We start from the raw sequence: 17,496 nt of genomic DNA, 5'->3' as shown, positions 1-17,496 counted from the left end.
GAACCGGAACCCCGGGCGGACCGGAGGAACGGGGCAGCCGCCGCATGCACCCGGGGCGGGCGTCCGGCTGCTCTCCGACTGCTGGACCATGACCCGCCGTGAGTTCGCCCGCTGGGCCCGGCAGCCCGTCCAGGCGGCGGTCGGCCTGGTCTTCCCGGTGATGCTGCTCCTGATGTTCGGCTATCTGGTCGGCGGCGGACGGGAGGTCGAGGGGGACTACGTCGACTACCTGGTGCCGGGCATGCTCGCGCTGACCATGACGTTCGGTCTGGAGGGCACGATGCTGGCCGTCACCCAGGACCTCGGCAAAGGCGTCATCGACCGCTTCCGCTCCCTGCCGATGGCCGACGGCGCCGTCCTGGTGGGCCGTTCGGCCGCCGACATGCTGCACTCGACGGTGGGCCTCGCCGTGCTGACCGCGGTCGGGTACGCGCTCGGCTGGCGCGCCGACTGCACCCCGGGCGCGTTCCTCGGGGCGATGGGACTGCTCCTGCTCTTCCGCTTCGCCATGCTGTGGATCGGCATCCACCTGGCGATGGTCGCAGGGAAGCCGGAGCTGGTGCAGGCCGTGCAGATCCTGGTGTGGCCCGTCGGCTTCCTGTCCAACGTCTTCGCCTCCCCCTCCTCGATGCCCTCCTGGCTGGGCACGCTGGTCGGTTGGAACCCCATGTCCCAGACGGCGACGGCGGTCCGCGAGCTGTTCGGCGGACCGGGCGGGGAGCCCGGGCACACCGGCGCGGCGGTCCTGTGGCCGCTGGCCCTGCTCGCCGTCTTCCTCCCGCTGGCGGTACGGCGCTTCGCCCGGCTGAGCCGCTGAGCCGCTGAGCCCCGGGCGGCCGGTCCCCGTCGGGCCGGCCGCCACCGGAGCCGGCCCGACGGACGGGAGTTCAGTGGTGGAAGCTCGTGGCCGCCTCCTTGTCGTGGGTCAGCGGGTGCGGCTGCCGGCGCAGTTCGGGCAGCAGCCGGCTCAGGTCCTCGATGAAGAGGTCGGCGAGGTCGGAGGAGAAGCCGTTGCGGCACACCACACGCAGCACCGACAGGTCCTGACGGTTCTCGGGGAAGGTGTACGCGGGCAGCAGCCAGCCGTTCTCGCGCATTCTCCGCGAGACGTCGAACACGTCGTACGTGGTCACCTCGGGCGCCGTCGTGAAGGCGAACACCGGCAGTTCGTCCCCGCGGGTGATGAGCCGGAAGTCGCCCAGGCAGTCCACGCGTTCGGCGAGCGCGCGGGCCACGTCCCGGGTGGTCTGCTGCACCGCGCGGAAGCCCTCCCGGCCGAGCCGCAGGAAGGTGTAGTACTGCGCGACGACCTGCGCTCCGGGGCGGGAGAAGTTGAGCGCGAAGGTCGGCATGTCACCGCCCAGGTAGTTCACCCGGAAGACCAGTTCCTCCGGCAGTTCCTCCGCCGTCCGCCACAGCGCCCAGCCGACGCCCGGGTAGACCAGTCCGTACTTGTGGCCCGAGGTGTTGATCGACGACACCCTCGGCAGCCGGAAGTCCCAGACCAGGTCCTCGTCGATGAAGGGCGCGACCATCGCGCCGGACGCGCCGTCCACGTGGACCGGGATGTCGAGTCCCGTGCGCTCCTGGAGCCGGTCGAGCGCCGCGCACAGGTCCGCGATCGGTTCGTAGCTGCCGTCGAAGGTGGAGCCCAGGATGCCGACGACGCCGATCGTGTTCTCGTCGCACAGCTCGGCCGCCGCCTCGGGGTCGAGGTGGAACCGGTCGCCCTCCATGGGCACCTGACGGGCCTCCACCTCCCAGAAGTTGCAGAACTTCTCCCAGCACACCTGGACGTTCACGCCCATGACGAGGTTCGGCCGCGCGCCCGGGTACCGGTCGGCGTTGCGCTGGGCCCAGCGCCGCTTGAGCGCCATGCCGGCGAGCATGCACGCCTCGCTCGACCCGGTCGTGGAGCAGCCGACCGCGGCCGACGGGTCCGGAGCGTTCCACAGGTCGGCCAGCATCGACACGCAGCGCCGCTCCAGCTCGGCCGTGCGCGGGTACTCGTCCTTGTCGATCATGTTCTTGTCCCGGCACTCCGCCATCAGGATCCCGGCCTGCGGTTCCATCCAGGTGGTGACGAAGGTGGCCAGGTTCAGCCGGGAGTTCCCGTCCAGCATCAGCTCGTCGTGCACGAGCTGGAGCGCGGTCGTGGGCGGCAGCGGGCCGTCCGGGAGGCGGTGCTTGGGCGGCGCCTCGACCATGCCGCTGACCGGATTGGCCTCGCCGTAGAAGGGGTTGACGGAGTGCCTGTCGGTATCGGGCTTCTGCTGGCCCTGGTGGAGGGGCATGAGCTTTCTCCCAACGCTTCTGCGGGACGTGTGTCCCGTTTGTTCATCGGACGAGGGTGCCTCGGCGGTTCACCGGACCTGGCTCCCGTCCTCGTGCAGTTGCATCTGCGGCCGTCCGGTCACCAGCAGCCACGCCGGCAGGGAGGCGATGCAGAGCAGGGCGATGATGGTCGGCGAGCTGACCAGGACGGCGGCCGTGAACAGGCTCACCCAGCCCTGCCGGGTGACCGCGAGGAGCGTGCCCAGGACCCCCGCGGCCAGTCCCAGCGACGGCGGGACGGACGGCACCAGCGCGTGGGCGCACAGCCCGAACGAGGCGCCCACGAACACGGACGGGAAGATCCGGCCGCCCCGGAATCCGCAGCATGTGGCGACGATGAGCGCGGCCAGTTTCACGACGGACATCAGGGCGAACCGGCCCGCCGACCAGCCGTCCGGGTTCCGGGCGATCTCGGCGACCTGGTCCAGGCCCTTGAACAGGGTCAGCGGCCCGCCCAGGCAGCCCAGCAGCCCGAGGACGAGTCCGCCCACGGGCAGGGCCGCCATGGGATGGCGCAGGAAGGCGAAGACCTTGTGGACATAGGGGAGGGCGTGGACCCCGGCCATGCCGAGCACGGCCGCGGCGGAGGCGATCACCAGCGCGGCCAGGACGTCGCTCCAGCCGGGACTGCCGAGCGGGGGCAGACCCAGGTCGAAGCTCGCGTGCCCGAGCAGCGAGGTGATGATCGAGCCGACCGCCGCGGCCGTCAGCGGCCCGAACAGGTTGTCCCACAGCTGTCCCTTGATCTGCCGCCCGGCGAGCGCCTCGGAGACGACCAGCGCCGCCGCGACCGGCGTGCCGAACAGGGCGCCGATGGTCCCCGCCTCGGCCAGGACCAGCCACAGCTCGCCGGGCGCGGAGGGGGCGAACCTGCGGCCCGCCCAGAACGCCAGGGCCACGTTGGTGGCGATGATCGGGTTCTCGGGACCGAGGCTCGGACCGCCCGCCAGCATCAGCACGGTCGCCACCAGCAGGCCGGGCAGGATGAACAGGGGCAGCGGTTTCGCCTGGAGCCCCACGGTGGCGGGGTCGGGGCCCGCGTGCCCCGGCGCCTTCCACACCACGAGGCCGACCAGGATGCCGGTGGTGGTGAGCATGACGATCATCCAGAGCGAGGAGTACCCGCCGATCCCCAGGGCGTCCGGAAGGTCCGTCCACAGCACGTCCTTGAGTTCATCGGCGAGCTTGCTCACGCCGATGAACAGGAGGCTCGAGACCGCGCCCACGACCACGGCGGGGAGGAACAGCGGCAGCAGCGTCCGCGCGGGCGTCGCCCGGGCCTTGGCCGGTCCCGGGGGAGCCGCTTCGTGGGTCACGGGCTCACCCTAAGCGGGCCTTCCGGACATAACATCCTGAAATCCTCCGCCGGAGTGGACGCGGGATTCCGGGCTTGCACCTCACGTCACGTCAGGGCCCATCGTGAAGGGCGTACCGAGGAAGGAGCGGAAGTGGGCTATTCAGTGGGCCAGGTGGCCGGGTTCGCCGGCGTCACGGTGCGCACGCTGCACCACTACGACGAGATCGGCCTGCTCGCCCCCGGCGAGCGCAGCCACGCGGGTCACCGGCGCTACGGCGACGCGGACCTGGACCGGCTGCAGCAAATCCTGTTCTACCGGGAGCTCGGCTTCCCGCTCGACGAGGTCGCCGCCCTGCTCGACGACCCGGACGCGGACCCGCGCGCGCACCTGCGCCGCCAGCACGACCTGCTGACCGCCCGGATCGAGAAGCTGCAGAAGATGGCCGCGGCCGTGGAGCACGCCATGGAGGCACGCACGATGGGCATCAACCTCACGCCCGAGGAGAAGTTCGAGATCTTCGGGGACAAGGACCCCGAGGAGCACGCGGAGGAGGCCGAACGCCGCTGGGGCGGCACGGAGACGTACGCCGAGTCCCAGCGCCGCACCGCCCGCTACACCAAGGACGACTGGAAGCGCATGCAGGCCGAGGTGGCCTCCTGGGGCGAGCGCTACGACGCCCTGATGGAGGCCGGTGAGCGGCCGGACGGCGAGCGGGCCATGGACATGGCCGAGGAGCACCGGCAGCACATCACCCGGTGGTTCTACACCTGCACGTACGAGATCCACCGGGGACTCGGCGACATGTACGTCGCCGACGAGCGGTTCAAGGCGTTCTACGACTCGATGCGGCCGGGCCTGGCCGAGCACCTGAGGGACGCGATCGCGGCGAACGCCGGCCGGCACCCCGGAGAGGCGTGACCGGGCCGGCGCCGGCGGGGCCGATCCCCACCGGCGCCGGCCTCGGGCTCGTACCGGCTCCGGCCGGGGCGGCCCGTACCGGCTCCGGAAGGGGCCCGTGCGGCGCGGTCTACTCCTTCACCAGGACCACCGCCGTGCCGTAGGCGCACACCTCCGTGCCCACGTCCGCCGCCTCCGAGACGTCGAAGCGGAACATGAGCACCCCGTTGGCGCCCCGCGCGCGTGCCTGGTCGACGAGCCGTTCCATGGCCTGGTTGCGGGTCTGCACGAGCGTCTTGGTGAGCCCCTTGAGCTCACCGCCGATCATCGACTTCAGGCCCGCGCCGATCTGGCTGCCCAGATGGCGCGAGCGGACGGTGAGGCCGAAGACCTCGCCGATGACCTGCTCGACGCGGTGGCCGGGAACGTCGTTCGTGGTCACGACCAGCACGTCCGCGTGGGGACCCTGGCCGCCGCCGTATTCATCGATGCCCATGGTCCACAGCTTTGTCCCAGTGGCCGCACAGTGCATCCTGGAGTCACGGGTGGAACCTGGCGTCGACACATCGCGTTGATAGCTTTGGTCGGCCGTACAAGGACCGCCGTCCTCCCTTCACCCCTCAGGAGCCCGGACCCGTGATGACGCTCGCCCTCGGTCCCAGCTGGCTGGATCCGAACACGCTCCTGGACAACTTCGGCATCTGGGGCCTGCTGCTGGTGGTCTTCGCCGAGTCCGGCCTGCTCATCGGCTTCTTCCTGCCGGGTGACTCGCTGCTGTTCACCTGCGGCCTGCTGATCGCCACCGGCGCCATGGACTTCCCGCTGTGGGCCGCGGTGCCGTTGATCTGTCTCGCCGCGGTCCTCGGCGACCAGGCGGGTTACCTGTTCGGCAAGAAGGTCGGCCCGTCCCTCTTCTCCCGCCCGGACTCGCGCCTGTTCAAGCAGGAGAACGTGGTCAAGGCCAACGAGTTCTTCGAGAAGTACGGTCCGAAGTCCCTCGTGCTGGCCCGCTTCGTTCCCGTCGTGCGCACGTTCACGCCGATCATCGCGGGCGTCAGCGGCATGCGGTACCGCCCCTTCCTCACCTTCAACGTCATCGGCGGCGTGCTGTGGGGCGCGGGCGTCACCCTGCTCGGCTCCTGGCTCGGCAAGATCGAGTTCGTCAACAAGCACATCGAACTGATCCTGATCCTGATCGTGTTCGTCTCGGTCGTCCCGATCCTGATCGAGTTCCTGCGCGCCCGCTCCAAGGCGAAGAAGAACCCGCCCCAGGAGTCCCCCGAGCAGGAGGAGCCGTACGCGGCTCAGGGCTTCGACGACTTCCCGGACTCCTTCCCGGCCCATGCCCACACCGCGCCGCCCGTCATGGACGACGCCACCAGGCCGCTGCGCGTGCCGCCGGTCCACGAGAACCGGGACGGGTCCTACGGCGGCCAGGACCCCGCCGGGTTCTACGGAGACCAGGGGCACGGCGCGTCGTACGGGAACCAGGCGCAGGGGCAGGCCTACGGGAACCAGGGACACGGCCCGTCGTACGGCGGTCCGGGCCAGGCGCAGGGCCACGGCCAGGGCCAGGGCCAGGGCCAGGCGTACGGGAACCACGGAGCCCAGGGACAGGGCTACGGCCGTCAGGGCGACCCCTACCCGGCCCAGCAGCAGTACCGCCAGCCCCAGGCCCCGCAGCAGCACCAGGGCCAGCACCAGCAGCACCAGGCCCAGCCCCAGCAGCAGTACCAGCAGCAGCCCCAGCCCCAGCAGTACGGCTCGGATCAGGGCTACGGCTACGACCAGCGGCAGTACGACCAGGGGTACCAGCAGGGCCACCAGCAGGGCTACGGCCAGGGCCAGGACCGGCAGCACCCCCAGGGCGACCCCCGGGCTCCGTACGACGCCGAGCAGTACCCGTACGGCCAGGGCCCGTCGCAGAACTGAGGCGTCCGCCCGGACCTCCGGAGCCCGGTCCCGCGGGACCGGGCCTCAGAACCCGCGCGTGCGCTTGGCGGCCCGCCGCCCGCCGGCGGAGCCGCCCGGCAGACGCAGGAACAGTCGCGAGATCTCCGAACCGAGGTTCACCCCGATCGCGATGGCCATGGCGAGCGCCGCGGCCTTCGTGAGCGACACCAGGCCCTTGTCGACGTTGTTCTGGGCGATCGACAGCAGCCCGAAGTAGGTGGCCGAACCGGGCAGCAGGGGCCCGATCGCGGCCGTCGTGTAGGGCAGCGCGGAAGCGAACCGGTAGCGCGAGAGCAGCTGTCCGAAGAGGCCCACCAGGCCCGCGGCGACCGCCGTGGAGGCCACCGGCGATATCCCGCCCGCGTAGTGCATCGCCCCGTACACCGACCAGGCCACGCCGCCGTTGAGGGTCACGGCGAGGACGGTGGAGCGTTCCTGCTGGAGCAGCACCGCGAACGTGAACGAGAGCGCCATCGACGCGGCGATCTGGAGCAGCGGCCGCTTGGAGATGTTCAGGGCCGCGTCGGGGTCGAGCTGCGCGCCCAGCTTGACGCCGAAGTAGAGCACCACGAGGACGCCGACGACGATCCCCACGAACAGGTACATGACCTCCAGAAGTCGCGCGGACGCGGTGATGTAGAAGCCGGTCAGTCCGTCCTGCACCCCCGCGACGAGCGCCCGTCCCGGCAGCAGCGCGAAGAGCCCACCGGTGATCACCGCGGACGCCTTCACGTCGACGTGCGCCACCGTGAGCGCCACGCCTATGGCGGCGGGGGGCATCGCCGCCGCCGTGAACTGGTAGAACTCCGGCAGTCCGCGTCCGGCGCACAGCCAGGCGAGCCGGTCGCCGAGCATCGCGCCGAGCGCGGCGGCGACGAACACGATCGCGTCGCCGCCGACGAGTACGGAGGCCGCGCCCGCCAGCAGTCCGCCCGAGGCCGTCAGGGCCCAGCCGGGGTACGGGTGCCGGTTGCGCCGCATCTCGGCCAGCCGCCGGTAGGCCTCCTCGAGGGGGATCGAGGTCTCCGGGTCGCTCAGGTCGTCGACGAGCCGGTAGACGGCCGCCAGGCGCGTGTAGTCGGTGCCCCGGCGGCGGACGGTCCGTGACGCGGTCACCGGGTCGTCCACGAGGGAGGGCTGGTGCGAGATCGACAGCAGGGTGAAGGTGACGTTCGGCTCGCTGCGGTCGAGCCCGTAGGCGCGGCACACGGCGAGCATCGCCGTCTCCACGTCCTCGGCGCCCTCGCCGCCCGCGAGGAGCAGCTCGCCGATGCGCAGGGTCAGGTCCAGGACGCGCGGGACGGCGGGCCCCGGCTCGTCCTCCTTGTGCACGGGCTCGGGAGCGGGCCGCTCCGCCACCGGCATGCGCAGCATCGTGCGCATGCGGTCCTGCCACGGCGCGTCCTTGGTCAGGCTGACCAGGGGGACGCCGGTCGCCGGCGTGAAGGCGGGCGGGGCGTTGCGGGCGCTGTAGGTGCGCGGGGTGCTGAACGCCGAACCGCCCTGTTCCGGCCCGGCGGGCTGCGGTGCGTCGAGGCCCTGGGGGAGCGCGAACTCCGAGGTCGTCGATCCGTCCTCGTCGGCCGCCGCCGGGCCCGGCGGCGTCACCCCCGTGGGCGGGCTGAAGGCACTCCTCGCCTCGTCCGAGTGCGGCTTGCGGTCTTCCGCTTCCGGGTCCGCCACCAACTCCAGCCTCGCCTTTCGCTTCTGTGTGGTTCTCCTTCTTGCCTTCCGTATGCCTCAGTATGCGTACGGACACACGAACGGGCCGCGTCACCCCCAGGGGATCACGCGGCCCGTTCGGAAAAGGGCGGGGGTCGGAGACCGCCCGCGGGGAGGTCAGTGACCGCCCTGGTCCTTGAAGCGCTTGTAGGAACGCTCGATCTCGGCCTCGGCGTCCGCACGGCCGACCCAGTCGGCGCCCTCGACGGACTTGCCCGGCTCCAGGTCCTTGTAGACCTCGAAGAAGTGCTGGATCTCCAGGCGGTCGAACTCCGACACGTGGTGGATGTCGCGCAGGTGCTCCACGCGCGGGTCGTGCGCCGGGACGCACAGCAGCTTGTCGTCGCCGCCGGCCTCGTCCGTCATCCGGAACATGCCGATCGCGCGGCACTGGATGAGGCAGCCCGGGAAGGTCGGCTCGTCCAGGATGACCAGCGCGTCCAGCGGGTCGCCGTCCTCGCCGAGGGTGTTCTCGACGAAGCCGTAGTCGGCCGGGTAGCTGGTCGAGGTGAAGAGTCGACGGTCCAGACGGATCCGACCGGTCTCGTGGTCCACCTCGTACTTGTTCCGTGAACCCTTCGGAATCTCGATCGTGACGTCGAACTCCACCGGTGGCTCCTCCATGATCAGCACATACTTCTGGTGATTAAGTGTCCCTCACGCAGGTGGGTGATCGCGAAAGGGGCTGGTGGTCGTGCCAGAGCTGAGGGCTTGGCGGGCCGCGAGACCGCATGTCGTGCGGATCGCGCGGACGGTGAAACCGCATGCGGCGCGGATCGCCCGTGCCGTACGGCCGCGTGCCGTGCGATGGACGACGCCGCAGCTCACAGCCGTCGCCGCCACCGCCGGCCTGGCTCTCGCCGCCGGTGCGGTGACCGTGGCCGGTCCCTGGGACTCCACCGGTCAGCGTACGGCCGAGCGGGACTGGGCCGCATCGCGGGTGCCCGAGGGTGGCACAGATCACGCACGTACGTCCGATACGCACCGAACGTCACCCCGGCCCGCGCCCAGCGCCGACTCCGTGCTCACCGGGCTCGGCGGCGCATCGAGCGCCGAGGGCGCGCCCGCCGCGAAGGGCCTCGCCGGCGTCCTCGACCCGCTGCTGGCCAACCCGGCCCTCGGCTCGACGCGCACCGCCGTGGTGGTCGACGTGGCGACCGGGAAGCGGCTCTACGGCAAGGGCGCCGAGCAGGTCCAGACACCGGCCTCCACCACGAAGATCGCGACCGCGGTGGCCGCTCTCGCGGCACGGGGACCCGACCACCGCATCTTGACGCGCACGGTCCTGGAGCCCGACACCAAGGAGGTCGTGCTCGTCGGCGGCGGGGACCCGACGCTGACCGCCCGAAAGCCCGCGGACGGCTGGGCGGACCTCGGGACCCTCGCCGAGCGCACGGCCGCCGCCCTGAAGGACCGTCACATGGACCACGTGACGCTCTCCTACGACACCTCGCTCTACTCCGGCCCCGGTCTTCACCCCATGGGGGTCAACGACAACATCGCGAAGGTCACCCCCCTGATGGCCGACGAGGGGCGCCTCGACCGCTCGACGAGCGGGCCGACCGGGCGGGCCGCCGACCCGGCGGCGGCCGCCGCGCGGACGTTCGCCGATCTGCTGCACGACCACGGGATCACCGCGACGGCCCCCGGCCCCTCGAAGGCCACGAGCCGCTCCCAGGCCCTCGCCTCCGTCTCCTCGCCGCCGCTGTCCGCCCTGGTCGAGCGGATGCTGACCAACAGCGACAACGACATCGCCGAGGCGCTGGCCCGTCAGGTCGCCCTCGCCACCGGCGAGGAGCCCTCCTTCGACGGGGACGCGAAGGCGATCCGCGCCGAGCTGAAGAAGCTCGGACTGCCGCTGGCCGGGGCCCGGTTCGCGGACGGCAGCGGTCTGAACCGTGACGACCGGCTCTCCGCCGACCTGCTCACCGCCCTGCTGGCCAAGGCGGGCGACCCGGCCCACCCCGAACTGCGCTCGGTGCTCACGGGTCTGCCCGTCGCCGGGTTCACCGGCACCCTCAGCGCCCGTTACACCGACGCCCCCACGGCCACCGGGGTCGTCCGCGCCAAGACCGGCACCCTGACCGGGGTCAACACCCTCGCCGGCACCGTCGTCGACAAGGACGGCCGCCTGCTGGCCTTCGCCTTCCTGACCTCGGACGCCGCCAACCCGCCCGTCGCCGATGTGGCGAGGGCGGCGCTGGACCACACGGCGACGGCCCTGGTGGCGTGCGGCTGCCACTAGAGCCGCCCCCACTCGCGGCCGAGGACCCGGCGAGCGGACGGCCGACCCCGACGCGCCGACGGCCGCATCGCGTAGGCCGAACCGGCGCGCCGACCGCCGAACCCCGGCGCGCCGACCGCCGGGTGCCGGACGCGGTGCCCGGTCCCTCCCGGCCCGCGGGAACCACGCGCACCAGCGGCCCCGCGGCCGGCGGCCGGACGGCTCCGGACCCTAACCGCAGCCGGACCCGCTCACGTACGGTTGACGCATGACGAGCATCGGTGGTGCTGCTTCAGCTGGGATGGTCGACTGGAATCTCGCGGTGGCGACCGCGACCCGGCTCGTGCGGCCGGGCCCGGAGGTGAGCCGCGACGAGGCACGGGCCATCGTCGCGGAGCTGCGCCGGCACGCGAAGGCCTCGGAGGAGCACGTCCGGGGCTTCACCCGCATGGGCGACGACGTCGTCCACGACACCCCCGTCCTCGTCGTCGACCGCCCCGGCTGGGTCCGGGCCAACGTCGCCGGGTTCCGGGAGATCCTCAAGCCCCTTCTGGACAAGATGCAGGAACGGCGCGGGAGCTCCACGGGCGGAGCCGTCCTCGGCGCGGTCGGCGGCAAGGTCACCGGCGTCGAACTGGGCATGCTGCTGTCGTTCCTGTCGTCGAGGGTCCTCGGGCAGTACGAGACGTTCGCTCCCGCGACCCGCGACCTGCCCGCGGGATCGCCCACCGCCTCCGGCAACGGCGGCGGCAGGCTTCTGCTCGTCGCCCCGAACATCGTGCACGTGGAGCGCGAACTCGACGTCCAGCCGCACGACTTCCGGCTGTGGGTGTGTCTCCACGAGGAGACGCACCGCACCCAGTTCACGGCCGTGCCCTGGCTGCGCGACCACCTGGAGGGCGAAATCCAGTCGTTCTTGGGGGAGACCGAGGTCGACCCCATGACCGTCCTGGAGCGCATCAGGGAGGCGGCGCAGTCGCTCTCCGGCTCCCGCCCCGACTCCGAGGAGGACGACGGCGGACGTTCCCTCGTGGAAATCGTGCAGACGCCGGCCCAGCGCGAGATCCTCGGCCGGCTCACCGCCGTGATGTCCCTCCTGGAGGGGCACGCCGACTTCGTGATGGACGGTGTCGGCCCCGCCGTGGTCCCCTCCGTCGCCGAGATCCGCGAGAAGTTCCAGCAGCGCCGCGCCAAGGGCGCCTCACGCCTCGACCTGGCCCTGCGCAAACTGCTCGGCCTGGACGCCAAGCTCAGGCAGTACCGCGACGGCGAGCGGTTCGTACGGGCGGTCGTCGACGAGGTCGGCATGGACGGCTTCAACCGGGTGTGGACCTCGCCGAACACCCTCCCGACCAAGGCGGAGATCGCCAAACCGGCGGACTGGGTCGCGCGGGTGCACCGCAAGGCGGATTCGTGAACCCCGCGGGACGGTCGTGAAAGGAATCCGGCCGACGGCAGGCAAACGCTCCCTCTATCACCCGTCCGAGGGACCGTGGAGCATGGGTAGGCGTGCAATGCTCGGGGAACGCCCCGGTTCTGTCACCATCTACACACTCTGAGTGACAGATCCCCGGGCTAACCCCCCGAAAACTTCATGAAGGGAACCGGACATGGGTCCCCATCCTGCGGTCGCGGCGATACGCCTGGCGGTCCGCCGCGTACTCCACGACATCCTGACCGAACAACCGCCCGCCCACGACACCCGGCGCACGCCCGCACGCGGTGCCGCGCGCCCCTGCGCGCCCGACGCGGAACGCGTCCCGGGCACCCGGCGCGGCTCCGCCGTGTCCGCGCGTGCCCCGCACGACCGCACCTCCGCGAGCTCCCGGCCCGGCCCCGGCGACGGCGCCGCCCCGGAGCCGCTCGTGCTCGTCGCCTGCTCCGGCGGCGCCGACTCCATGGCGCTCGCCTCCGCCCTCGCCTTCGAGGCCCCCAAACTCGGTGTCCGCGCCGGTGGCATCACCGTCGACCACGGTCTGCAGCCCGGCTCCGGGCTGCGCGCCGACGAGGTCGTGCTGCGCCTGACCGAGCTCGGGCTCGCCCCGGCCGAGTCGATCGCCGTCACCGTCGGCCGCGACGGAGGCCCCGAGGCCGCCGCCCGCGACGCCCGGTACGCCGCCCTGGACGCCGCCGCCGAGCGCCACGGCGCCACCGCGATCCTGCTCGGCCACACCCGTGACGACCAGGCCGAGACGGTCCTGCTCGGGCTCGCCCGCGGCTCCGGCATCCGCTCCCTGTCCGGAATGGCCGCGGTCTCGGGGGCCGACGGCCGTTACCGCCGTCCCTTCCTGCACCTGGACCGGCAGACCGCCCGCAAGGCCTGCATGGTCCAGTCGCTGCCCGTCTGGGACGACCCGCACAACGCCGATCCGGCCTACACCCGCTCCCGGCTCCGCCACGAGGGTCTGCCCGCCCTCGAGAAGGCGCTCGGCAAAGGAGTCGTCGAGGCGCTCGCCCGTACGGCCCAGCTCTCCCGGGACGACGCCGACGCGCTCGACGCGTGGGCCAGCCAGGCCGAGGCGTCCGTCCGGGACGCGGCCGGCCTCCTGGAGTGCGCCAAGCTCTACGCCCTGCCGCCCGCCGTACGCCGCCGGATCCTGCGCCGCGCGGCCATCGAGGCGGGCGCTCCGGCGGGTTCGCTGTTCGCCCGGCACATCGAGGAGATCGACCGGCTGATCACCGGATGGCGTGGTCAGGGGGCCATCAATCTCCCGGGCAAAGTCGTCGCCCAGCGCCAGGGTGGCAGACTGGTGATTCGGCAAGGCTGAAACCGGACCCCGCACCGGGACCGCTCGCGCGGCTCCCCGGGACCCCTCGACTCGGGTCACGGGCGCTCCGGGACGGCCGTGCGGGTGAGCCGAAGGGACCACCGCCGGTTGCACGGCGCCCTGCAGGTGACGAGCCCAAAAAAGTGGGACGGACGACCGAAAGTGATGCGGGTGGACGCGAAAGACATGGGCACCGACCTCAAGTCGGTGCTCATCACCAAGGAAGAGATCGACGCGAAGCTGGCCGAGCTGGCCGCGAAGATCGACGCGGAGTACGCGGGCAAGGACCTGCTGATCGTCGGAGTGCTCAAGGGTGCCGTGATGGTCATGGCGGACCTCGCGCGTGCGCTGTCCACCCCCGTCACCATGGACTGGATGGCCGTGTCGTCGTACGGCGCGGGCACCCAGTCCTCCGGTGTGGTGCGGATCCTCAAGGACCTGGACACCGACATCAAGGGCAAGCACGTCCTGATCGTCGAGGACATCATCGACTCCGGGCTGACCCTGTCCTGGCTGATCTCCAACCTCGGCTCCCGCGAGCCCGCCTCGCTCAAGGTGTGCACGCTGCTGCGCAAGCCGGACGCGGCCAAGGTCGCGATCGACGTCGAGTGGGTCGGCTTCGACATCCCGAACGAGTTCGTCATCGGGTACGGCCTGGACTACGCCGAGAAGTACCGCAACCTCCCGTTCGTCGGTACGCTCGCGCCTCACGTCTACGGCGGCTGAGCACCCTCTTCCTGAGGGCGGCTCAGCCCCTGTAGGACGATCGGGAACCCCAGCGCGTTTCGCGCCGTTGGAGCATGCGTGGACGGGATTGCCGGCAGTCCCCTGCGGCTTCGGGTGACAATGCTGGGGTACCGTCCGAAGAACAGCCTTTATCAAACTCACTATGGCAGGAGGGACGGGGCGGCACCGCTCCGTATGGATGGACGTGAAGCGATACTTCCGTGGGCCGGTCATGTGGATCGTGCTGGCCGTCCTTGCCGTGGTCGTGTTGATGCAGGTCGTCGGTTCGTCCGGCGGCTACAAGACGGTGGACACCGGCCAGGTCGTCCAGGCGATCAATGACAACAAGGTCCAGTCAGCCAAGATCACCACTGGCGACGAGCAGATCATCAAGGCCTCGCTGAAGGACGGCGAGAAGGTTGACGGCAGCTCGAAGATCCAGGCGAGTTACATCGGCGACCAGGGCGTGGCCCTGGCCAACACGCTGCAGGACAAGTTCCAGAACAAGCAGATCCCGGACGGCTATACCGTCTCGCCGTCCAAGCAGAACCCCTTCGTGGGCATCCTGCTGTCCCTGCTGCCCTTCGTCCTCATCGTCGTCGTCTTCCTGTTCCTGATGAACCAGATGCAGGGCGGCGGCTCCCGGGTCATGAACTTCGGGAAGTCCAAGGCGAAGCTCATCACCAAGGACACCCCCAAGACGACGTTCGCGGACGTCGCCGGCTCGGACGAGGCCGTCGAGGAGCTCCAGGAGATCAAGGAGTTCCTCCAGGAGCCGGCGAAGTTCCAGGCCGTCGGCGCGAAGATCCCCAAGGGTGTCCTGCTGTACGGGCCTCCCGGTACGGGCAAGACCCTGCTCGCGCGTGCCGTCGCGGGCGAGGCGGGCGTTCCGTTCTACTCGATCTCCGGTTCCGACTTCGTCGAGATGTTCGTCGGTGTCGGTGCCTCCCGAGTCCGTGACCTGTTCGAGCAGGCCAAGGCGAACGCCCCGGCGATCGTCTTCGTCGACGAGATCGACGCGGTCGGCCGCCACCGCGGCGCCGGCCTCGGCGGCGGTCACGACGAGCGCGAGCAGACGCTGAACCAGCTGCTCGTCGAGATGGACGGCTTCGACGTGAAGGGCGGCGTCATCCTGATCGCCGCCACGAACCGGCCCGACATCCTCGACCCGGCCCTCCTGCGCCCCGGCCGTTTCGACCGGCAGATCGCGGTCGACCGCCCGGACATGCAGGGCCGTCTGGAGATCCTCAAGGTTCACCAGAAGGGCAAGCCGGTCGCCCCGAACGTGGACCTGTCCGCGGTGGCCCGCCGGACCCCCGGCTTCACCGGTGCCGACCTGGCGAACGTGCTGAACGAGGCGGCGCTGCTCACCGCGCGCAGCAACCAGAAGCTGATCGACAACGGCATGCTGGACGAGGCGATCGACCGTGTGGTCGCGGGCCCGCAGAAGCGGACCCGGATCATGTCGGACAAGGAGAAGAAGATCACCGCGTACCACGAGGGCGGACACGCCCTGGTCGCGGCGGCTTCCCCGAACTCCGACCCGGTCCACAAGATCACGATCCTGTCGCGCGGCCGTGCCCTCGGCTACACGATGGTCCTGCCGGACGAGGACAAGTACTCCACCACGCGCAACGAGATGCTGGACCAGCTCGCGTACATGCTGGGCGGCCGCGCGGCGGAGGAGCTCGTCTTCCACGACCCGACCACAGGTGCCGCGAACGACATCGAGAAGGCCACGGCCACCGCTCGCGCGATGGTCACGCAGTACGGCATGACCGAGCGCCTCGGCGCGATCAAGTTTGGCGGCGACAACACCGAGCCCTTCCTGGGCCGGGAGATGTCGCACCCGCGCGACTACTCGGAAGAGGTCGCCGCGCTCGTCGACGAAGAGGTCAAGAAGCTCATCGAGAACGCGCACAACGAGGCCTGGGAGATCCTGGTCGAGAACCGCGACGTCCTCGACCAGCTCGTGCTCCAGCTGCTGGAGAAGGAGACGCTGAGCAAGGAGCAGATCGCCGAGATCTTCGCTCCGATCGTGAAGCGCCCGGCCCGCCCCGCGTGGACCGGCTCCTCCCGTCGCACCCCGTCCACCCGTCCGCCGGTGCTCTCCCCCAAGGAGCTGTCGCTGACGAACGGGGCGAACGGATCGACGGCGGCCATCGCCACCGCCACGGAGTCCGTCCCCGCCACGGAGACGGCCCCGGAGGACCGCACCGACAGCTGAGTCCGCTCGGCTCCGGGCGGCCTCACCAGGCCCGGAATGGATGCCGCGCCCCCCAGGTTCTAGCCTGGAGGGCGCGGCATTTTCGTGTGCCCGCACCTTTTGACGCGTCGAGGCACGCGCAGGATCCACACAGGAACGAGGACCAGATGACCGACCCCGTGACGCTGGACGGCGAGAGCGCGATCGGCGAGTTCGACGAGAAGCGTGCCGAGAACGCCGTACGGGAGCTTCTGCTCGCGGTCGGCGAGGACCCGGACCGCGAGGGCCTGCGGGAGACGCCGGCACGGGTCGCGAGGGCGTACCAGGAGATATTCGCGGGCCTGCGCCAGCGGCCCGAGGACGTGCTGACGACGACGTTCGACCTGGGCCACGACGAGATGGTCCTGGTGAAGGACATCGAGGTGTTCAGCACGTGCGAACACCACCTGGTCCCGTTCCGGGGCGTGGCGCACGTCGGCTACATCCCGTCCACCAGCGGCAAGATCACCGGTCTGTCCAAGCTGGCCCGGCTGGTCGACGTCTACGCCCGGCGTCCTCAGGTCCAGGAGCGGCTGACGACGCAGATCGCCGACTCGCTGATGGAGATCCTGGAGCCGCGCGGTGTGATCGTGGTCGTGGAGTGCGAGCACATGTGCATGTCCATGCGCGGTATCCGCAAGCCCGGTGCGAAGACCATCACGTCGGCGGTGCGCGGCCAGCTGCGGGACGCGGCGACCCGCAACGAGGCGATGAGCCTCATCATGGCCCGATAGGAGCCGGGCTCGCCCGCCGCGTGGACCGTCCCGCCGCGTCGATCCGTCCCGCCGGGTGCTCCGGTGCGCCGCGTGGTCCCCGGGCGGGGCCTCAGGCCACCGGGGCCGTTCCGCCGCGGCGTTCGTCGTCGTCCTCCGGGAGCTTGCAGACGCGCTCCAGGAAGAAGGCGGCCGCTATCACGCCGATTCCGGCGAGGACGGAAAGGCCCGCGTAGATGGCCTGGTCACGGCGGGCCGGGTCGTCCAGCCAGCTCAGCAGATAGACCCCGGTGCCGCCGTACATGCCGGCCACGAGGGCGGCCACCAGGGCGCTCGCCTGGCCGAAGACGACCGCGCGGGCGGCCATCAGGGGATCGACGCCCTTGGCGCCCGGGCGGCGCTCGCGCTGGGCCTTGAGGCGGGCGCGCAGCGACAGGGCCGTCGCCAGGAGGACGATCGCGATCAGGGCCAGGACGATGGGGGCGGCCAGCGGGACCCGGGGCAGCGTGCCCAGCGCGTTCCACAGGCGGGCGCCCGCCCAGGACAGCACTCCGGCCACCACGAACACGGCAGCCAGTGTCCTGATCCGCAGCTCTTTCACGTTGCCCCTTCGGTA

The 17,496-nt window shown here is 71.1% G+C and carries 15 protein-coding genes; 9 read left to right on the top strand and 6 right to left on the bottom strand.

Annotated features, from left to right (window positions below):
• Positions 1-88: 88 nt before the first annotated feature.
• Positions 89-817, top strand: a complete 729-nt coding sequence (locus IO36_RS34620) for an ABC transporter permease (RefSeq protein WP_051901176.1) — start codon at positions 89-91, stop codon at positions 815-817.
• A gap of 70 nt (positions 818-887) precedes the next feature.
• On the opposite strand, the gene IO36_RS34615 is transcribed toward IO36_RS34620, so the two are convergent.
• Both IO36_RS34615 and IO36_RS34610 read right to left on the bottom strand, forming a co-directional pair.
• Positions 888-2,294, bottom strand: coding sequence for a glutamate decarboxylase (locus IO36_RS34615; protein ID WP_037625970.1), 1,407 nt, complete (start codon positions 2,292-2,294; stop codon positions 888-890).
• Between the two features lie 69 nt (positions 2,295-2,363).
• A complete protein-coding gene (locus tag IO36_RS34610) occupies positions 2,364-3,650 on the bottom strand; it encodes an ion channel protein (protein ID WP_037625968.1) in 1,287 nt (428 codons plus the stop codon).
• Between the two features lie 132 nt (positions 3,651-3,782).
• On the opposite strand from IO36_RS34610, the gene IO36_RS34605 reads away from it, so the two are divergent.
• On the top strand, positions 3,783-4,550 hold the full coding sequence (locus IO36_RS34605; protein WP_037625967.1) for a MerR family transcriptional regulator: 768 nt from the start codon (positions 3,783-3,785) through the stop codon (positions 4,548-4,550).
• A 109-nt stretch (positions 4,551-4,659) separates the two neighbouring features.
• On the opposite strand, the gene IO36_RS34600 is transcribed toward IO36_RS34605, so the two are convergent.
• Entirely contained in the window at positions 4,660-5,025 is a 366-nt protein-coding gene (locus tag IO36_RS34600) for a YbjQ family protein (RefSeq protein WP_037625965.1), read from the bottom strand.
• 140 nt (positions 5,026-5,165) lie between these two features.
• Between IO36_RS34600 and IO36_RS34595 the strand changes: the two genes are divergently transcribed.
• Positions 5,166-6,461 (top strand): DedA family protein, encoded by a 1,296-nt coding sequence (locus IO36_RS34595; RefSeq protein WP_037625963.1) that lies wholly within the window; start codon positions 5,166-5,168, stop codon positions 6,459-6,461.
• Between the two features lie 45 nt (positions 6,462-6,506).
• Here IO36_RS34595 and IO36_RS34590 read toward each other — a convergent pair whose 3' ends face one another.
• Both IO36_RS34590 and IO36_RS34585 read right to left on the bottom strand, forming a co-directional pair.
• Positions 6,507-8,165, bottom strand: a complete 1,659-nt coding sequence (locus tag IO36_RS34590; protein WP_037626005.1) for a threonine/serine exporter family protein — start codon at positions 8,163-8,165, stop codon at positions 6,507-6,509.
• 156 nt (positions 8,166-8,321) lie between these two features.
• A complete protein-coding gene (locus IO36_RS34585) occupies positions 8,322-8,813 on the bottom strand; it encodes an inorganic diphosphatase (protein ID WP_037625961.1) in 492 nt (163 codons plus the stop codon).
• Between the two features lie 79 nt (positions 8,814-8,892).
• On the opposite strand from IO36_RS34585, the gene dacB reads away from it, so the two are divergent.
• From dacB to folE, 6 genes are all read left to right on the top strand, one after another.
• Positions 8,893-10,449: a D-alanyl-D-alanine carboxypeptidase/D-alanyl-D-alanine endopeptidase gene (gene dacB / locus IO36_RS34580; protein WP_037625959.1), complete on the top strand. Its 1,557-nt coding sequence runs from the start codon at positions 8,893-8,895 to the stop codon at positions 10,447-10,449.
• A gap of 247 nt (positions 10,450-10,696) precedes the next feature.
• Positions 10,697-11,845: a zinc-dependent metalloprotease gene (locus tag IO36_RS34575; RefSeq protein WP_037625957.1), complete on the top strand. Its 1,149-nt coding sequence runs from the start codon at positions 10,697-10,699 to the stop codon at positions 11,843-11,845.
• A gap of 193 nt (positions 11,846-12,038) precedes the next feature.
• On the top strand, positions 12,039-13,196 hold the full coding sequence (gene tilS / locus IO36_RS34570; protein ID WP_037625955.1) for a tRNA lysidine(34) synthetase TilS: 1,158 nt from the start codon (positions 12,039-12,041) through the stop codon (positions 13,194-13,196).
• Between the two features lie 165 nt (positions 13,197-13,361).
• Positions 13,362-13,922: a hypoxanthine phosphoribosyltransferase gene (hpt, locus tag IO36_RS34565; protein ID WP_037625953.1), complete on the top strand. Its 561-nt coding sequence runs from the start codon at positions 13,362-13,364 to the stop codon at positions 13,920-13,922.
• Between the two features lie 199 nt (positions 13,923-14,121).
• A complete protein-coding gene (ftsH, locus tag IO36_RS34560) occupies positions 14,122-16,149 on the top strand; it encodes an ATP-dependent zinc metalloprotease FtsH (RefSeq protein WP_037625951.1) in 2,028 nt (675 codons plus the stop codon).
• A gap of 146 nt (positions 16,150-16,295) precedes the next feature.
• Positions 16,296-16,901 (top strand): GTP cyclohydrolase I FolE, encoded by a 606-nt coding sequence (gene folE / locus IO36_RS34555; protein WP_037625947.1) that lies wholly within the window; start codon positions 16,296-16,298, stop codon positions 16,899-16,901.
• Between the two features lie 91 nt (positions 16,902-16,992).
• On the opposite strand, the gene IO36_RS34550 is transcribed toward folE, so the two are convergent.
• Positions 16,993-17,481: a DUF3180 domain-containing protein gene (locus IO36_RS34550; protein ID WP_037625946.1), complete on the bottom strand. Its 489-nt coding sequence runs from the start codon at positions 17,479-17,481 to the stop codon at positions 16,993-16,995.
• Positions 17,482-17,496: the final 15 nt, after the last annotated feature.

Origin of the sequence: Streptomyces aureus, assembly GCF_000725495.1 — a bacterium.
Classification (GTDB): Bacteria; Actinomycetota; Actinomycetes; order Streptomycetales; family Streptomycetaceae; genus Streptomyces; species Streptomyces aureus_B.
The sequence above is the reverse complement of the archived record's forward strand: the minus strand, read 5'-3'. Positions and strand labels throughout refer to the sequence as shown.

Bases quoted from the DNA above. Each gene is read 5' to 3' on its own strand.
- ftsH (WP_037625951.1), top strand. From the start codon at position 14,122: ATGGACGTGAAGCGATACTTCCGTGGGCCGGTCATGTGGATCGTGCTG.
- IO36_RS34575 (WP_037625957.1), top strand. From the start codon at position 10,697: ATGACGAGCATCGGTGGTGCTGCTTCAGCTGGGATGGTCGACTGGAAT.
- hpt (WP_037625953.1), top strand. From the start codon at position 13,362: ATGCGGGTGGACGCGAAAGACATGGGCACCGACCTCAAGTCGGTGCTC.
- IO36_RS34620 (WP_051901176.1), top strand. From the start codon at position 89: ATGACCCGCCGTGAGTTCGCCCGCTGGGCCCGGCAGCCCGTCCAGGCG.
- folE (WP_037625947.1), top strand. From the start codon at position 16,296: ATGACCGACCCCGTGACGCTGGACGGCGAGAGCGCGATCGGCGAGTTC.
- tilS (WP_037625955.1), top strand. From the start codon at position 12,039: ATGGGTCCCCATCCTGCGGTCGCGGCGATACGCCTGGCGGTCCGCCGC.
- IO36_RS34615 (WP_037625970.1), bottom strand. From the start codon at position 2,294: ATGCCCCTCCACCAGGGCCAGCAGAAGCCCGATACCGACAGGCACTCC.
- IO36_RS34600 (WP_037625965.1), bottom strand. From the start codon at position 5,025: ATGGGCATCGATGAATACGGCGGCGGCCAGGGTCCCCACGCGGACGTG.